We start from the raw sequence: 3,997 nt of genomic DNA on the forward strand, positions 1-3,997 counted from the left end.
GGCGACCGCGGCAATGACACCATCACCGCCGGCAGCGGCCACGACACCATCCACTCATCGCAGGACGCCGGCATCGACCGGATCCTGAACTTCAGCGCGGGCCACGACGTGGTGGAGCTGGACCCCGGGACCACCTTCACCATCAGCCAGGTGGGCGCCGACACGGTGATCGACATGGGCGCCATCAACGGCGTCCCCAATCAGGTGATCCTGGTGGGCGTCTCCATGAGCTCGCTCACCGCCAGCACGATTTTCCTGGGCTGACGGGCCTGAGGGGCCGGACGGCATAATCCCGTTTCCTCAAGCGCTGATCCGGCCTATAGAACGCCCCACACCGCCCGGCCGAAAGGCCGGGCGCCTTCATTTCCGACACATGGAATTTGGACCATGAGCACTGACATCCTGATGCCGAAGGCGACCGCCGTCTGGCTGGTGGACAACACCTCGCTGACCTTCGAACAGATCGCCGACTTCTGCGGCCTGCACCCGCTTGAGGTGAAGGGCATCGCCGACGGCGAGGTGGCGCGCGACATCCGCGGCGCCGACCCGATCGCCAACGGCCAGCTGACCCGCGAGGAGCTGGACGCCGCCGAGAAGAACCCCAAGCACCGGCTGGTCGCGCAGAAGAGCCGCCACGCGGAATATCTGAAGCCGCAGAAGAAGACGCCGCGCTACACGCCCGTCTCGCGCCGGCAGGACCGCCCCGACGCCATCGCCTGGTTCCTGCGCAATCACCCGGAAGTGGCCGACGCCCAGCTCGCCCGGATCCTCGGCACCACCAAGGCGACCATCGACCAGGTGCGCAACCGCACCCACTGGAACTCGGCCAACATCAAGCCGGTGGACCCGGTGACGCTCGGCCTCTCCACCCAGATGGAGCTGGACGCGGTGGTCAAGAAGGCGGCCGAGAAGAAGGCCCGCGACGACAAGCGCAAGGGCATCGTCGCGCCGGAAGGCCCGACCCTGATGCCGGCCTCCGAAACCGGCGTCATCGAAGACGCCGCGATCGAGGAAGAAGAGCAGATCGAGGATCAGGCCCTCGAGCACGTCTTCGACGACGATCACGACGACGACTAGATTTAGAAGCGCATAGCGAAGCGGGTGGGAAGATCCTTACGATGAGGGCCTTCCCACCCTCGCCGGCTGGCCGCCGGCTTCAGCTCTCCCGGCTTCGGGAGGGATCTGTCCTGGAAGCGGAACGCTCGGTCGCGGGCTAGTGCATCTGGCCGCGAAGGGTTTCCATCTCTTCCTTCAATTTAAGCTTCTGTCGCTTGAGTTCCTTGAGCCTGATGTCGTCCGCGGCGGGCCTGCGCATTTCGTCCTGAATCGCATCTTCGAGGGACTGGTGGCGGGATCCGAGTTCACGGATCCGGGCTTCCAACGCCATGACGAGTGGCCTCCTTGCTGTTGGAGACCCCAGTGAACACCCGCTATGCGCGGCTGTCAGATCACATATGTTTGCAAATGGCGAAGCTGGGGCTTTGTCCGCCGTTCGCGCGTTAGGGACCGCTTATGTCGCAGAGTGAGCAGGCCAGGCTTGAGGGGGCGAGGCTGGTCGTCGGCGTCTCCGGAGCCTCCGGGGTCGTCTATGGCTTGCGGGTGCTGGACGCCTGCCGCGATCTGGGCGTCGAATCCCATCTGGTGATGAGCAAGGCCGCCGCGCTTACGCTGGCGCAGGAGACCAAGCTTTCGGTCGCGCAGGTCAACGCCAAGGCGAGCGTGGTCCACAAGGTCTCCGACATCGGGGCCTCCATCGCCTCCGGCTCGTTCCGGACGCTCGGCATGATCGTCGCGCCCTGTTCGGTCCGCACCATGAGCGAGATCGCCACGGGCGTGACCTCGTCCCTGCTCAGCCGCGCCGCCGATGTGGCGCTGAAGGAGCGCCGGCCCCTGGTCTTGATGGTGCGCGAGACCCCGCTGCACCTGGGCCACCTGCGCACGCTCGTAAAGCTCGCCGAGATGGGCGCCGTCATCGCGCCGCCGCTGCCGGCCTTCTACGCCCAGCCGGCGAACCTGGAGGCCATGGTCGATCAGTCGGTGGGCCGCGCGCTCGATCTCTTCGGACTGTCATGGACGCCGGTTAAGCGCTGGGGCGAGGATGTCGGTCCCGTGGCCGCCGATCCGAGCCGGACGGAGGTCTGAGTGGGGCTCTGGGACTGGACGCTGAAGGCCTATGGCCAGGCCGGCGTGCCGCAGGCCTGCCTCACGCTGCAGGACGAGTTTGGCCAGAACACCTCGCTCCTGCTCTGGGCGGTCTGGGCCGAGACTGAGGATCCCGCCGTGCTGGCCCGCGCCGCCGACATCGCCCGCCGCTGGGAGGCCCTGGCGCTTACGCCCGTCCGCGCCGTGCGTCGGGCGCTGAAGCCGGCGTTCGAGGGCGTCGCCGACGCCGCGCGCGAGGATCTGCGCGAAGATGTGAAGGCGGTGGAGCTTCGCTGCGAGCGCGTTCTGATGGAAAGCCTCGAACCCCTCGGCGGAAAGGGCGGCGCGCACGCGCTGGCGGCCCTGGAGGCGGCCTCGGCGGCCTGGGGCGAACCCGCACCGGCCAACGCCCTGGCTGCGCTCGCCGCGGCGCTGAGCTAGGATCGGCGACCGATGAACGACGACATCTCAGATGCGGTGCTGGAAGCCAGGCTCAGCGAGCTGCGGCAGGATCACGCCGACCTGGACGCCGCGGTGGCGGCGATCTCCGCCACGCCGATGCCCGACATGCTGCTGATCGCCCGGCTGAAGCGCAAGAAACTGGCCCTGAAGGACGAGATCGCCCGCATCGAGGACCAGCTGAACCCGGATATTATCGCCTGACGCTAGGCGCTCTTCCGCTGCCGCTTCTGCGCGTACATGGCTTGGTCGGCGTCGGTGACCAGCGCCTCGGGCTCGGCGTCCTGGGTGATTTCGCGCACGCCCCAGGAGATGTGCAGCGGCGCCGACCATTCGCCGAACTTCAGCGGCTCGGCCTCGATGGCGCGGGCCAGGCTCGCGGCCTTGGCCTCGGCGGTGGCGCGGTCGGCCTGGGCCAGGATCACCGCGAACTCGTCGCCGCCCATGCGCCCGACGATGTCGCTTTCGCGCACATGCTGCTGCAGGCGCTCGGCCACCGCCTTCAGCGCCGCGTCGCCCGCCGCGTGGCCCAGCCGGTCGTTGACGCCCTTCAGGTCGTCCAGGTCGAAATAGACCAGGCTGGCGGGCGAGCCATAGCGCTGGGCGAAGGTGCGGATGCGGCCGAGCTCGCGCAGGAAGGCCCGGCGGTTGAGCAGAGGGGTCAACGCATCGCGGTCGGCCAGGTCCTCGACCTCGGCCAGGCGGCCCTTCAGGCGGCTCACCTCGCCGCGCAGATCGTCGATCTCGCCCAACAGGCCCTGCACCGCGGCGCCGACCGCCGGGGTCATCTCCGCCTCGCTGATGCCGAGGATTTCCACCGAGTCCACGGGCGATCCGCCGCGCACCTGGGCCCCGGCCTGGGCGAGCGCGCGTCGTCGCATGGCGGAGAAGGGCTCGTTGCGCGCGCCGGTGACTTTCATGGGTCCGTTCCCGAAGCTGGCCCAAGCTGGGCCTTAGAATCAAAGACGCGACAACAGTTTGCCGAATCTAGCCGTCCTTGGTTGCCCCTGCAAAGTCGGCGCCTATACTCCGCGCCCTTCGAGGTAGGGGCCCGTCAGGACATGAGCGCGAAGTCAGCGCCCGTCGCCATTATCATGGGCAGCCGCTCGGACTGGCCCATTCTGAAGCATGCCGCCGACATGCTGGAAGCCCTGGGCGTCGCCTACGAGGCCAAGGTGGTCTCCGCCCACCGCACGCCGGAGCGCATGTACAGCTTCGCCAAGGGCGCCAAGGCGGCCGGGTTCAAGGTGATCATCGCCGCGGCCGGCGGCGCGGCGCACCTGCCCGGCATGACCGCCTCGCTCACCGAACTGCCGGTGCTGGGCGTGCCGATCGAGTCGAAGGCGCTCAAGGGCATGGATAGCCTGCTTTCCATCGTCCAGATGCCGGCCGGCAT

Annotated in this window: 7 protein-coding genes and 1 pseudogene; 6 read left to right on the plus strand and 2 right to left on the minus strand. The window is 68.2% G+C overall.

The features are described 5' to 3' along the window. Together VKQ35_RS06605 and VKQ35_RS06610 are read left to right on the plus strand one after the other, a co-directional pair. Positions 1 to 264, plus strand: a pseudogene (locus VKQ35_RS06605) (hypothetical protein); the annotation flags it as partial. 123 nt (positions 265 to 387) lie between these two features. Further along, positions 388 to 1,077 (plus strand): DUF1013 domain-containing protein, encoded by a 690-nt coding sequence (locus VKQ35_RS06610; protein WP_324359783.1) that lies wholly within the window; start codon positions 388 to 390, stop codon positions 1,075 to 1,077. A gap of 136 nt (positions 1,078 to 1,213) precedes the next feature. Here the strand turns inward: VKQ35_RS06610 and VKQ35_RS06615 are convergent, their stop codons facing one another. After that, positions 1,214 to 1,387 carry a YdcH family protein gene (locus tag VKQ35_RS06615; protein WP_324359785.1) on the minus strand — a complete coding sequence of 58 codons (174 nt, stop codon included), beginning with the start codon at positions 1,385 to 1,387 and terminating at the stop codon, positions 1,214 to 1,216. Positions 1,388 to 1,512: 125 nt separating this feature from the next. Here VKQ35_RS06615 and VKQ35_RS06620 point away from each other — a divergent pair, with 125 nt between their 5' ends. The 3 genes from VKQ35_RS06620 to VKQ35_RS06630 are packed head-to-tail and all read left to right on the plus strand — an operon-like array spanning position 1,513 to position 2,805. Further along, entirely contained in the window at positions 1,513 to 2,142 is a 630-nt protein-coding gene (locus tag VKQ35_RS06620; RefSeq protein WP_324359787.1) for a UbiX family flavin prenyltransferase, read from the plus strand. Beyond that, entirely contained in the window at positions 2,143 to 2,583 is a 441-nt protein-coding gene (locus VKQ35_RS06625) for a TIGR02444 family protein (RefSeq protein WP_324359789.1), read from the plus strand. 12 nt (positions 2,584 to 2,595) lie between these two features. After that, complete coding sequence (locus VKQ35_RS06630) at positions 2,596 to 2,805, plus strand: YdcH family protein (RefSeq protein WP_324359791.1); 210 nt, start codon at positions 2,596 to 2,598, stop codon at positions 2,803 to 2,805. A gap of 2 nt (positions 2,806 to 2,807) precedes the next feature. On the opposite strand, the gene VKQ35_RS06635 is transcribed toward VKQ35_RS06630, so the two are convergent. Beyond that, a complete protein-coding gene (locus VKQ35_RS06635; protein WP_324359793.1) occupies positions 2,808 to 3,521 on the minus strand; it encodes a GGDEF domain-containing protein in 714 nt (237 codons plus the stop codon). A 141-nt stretch (positions 3,522 to 3,662) separates the two neighbouring features. On the opposite strand from VKQ35_RS06635, the gene purE reads away from it, so the two are divergent. Then, on the plus strand, positions 3,663 to 3,997 hold a 335-nt coding region (gene purE / locus VKQ35_RS06640), incomplete at its 3' end, for a 5-(carboxyamino)imidazole ribonucleotide mutase (protein WP_324359795.1).

Source organism: Phenylobacterium sp. (assembly GCF_035309685.1).
Classification (GTDB): domain Bacteria; phylum Pseudomonadota; class Alphaproteobacteria; order Caulobacterales; family Caulobacteraceae; genus Phenylobacterium.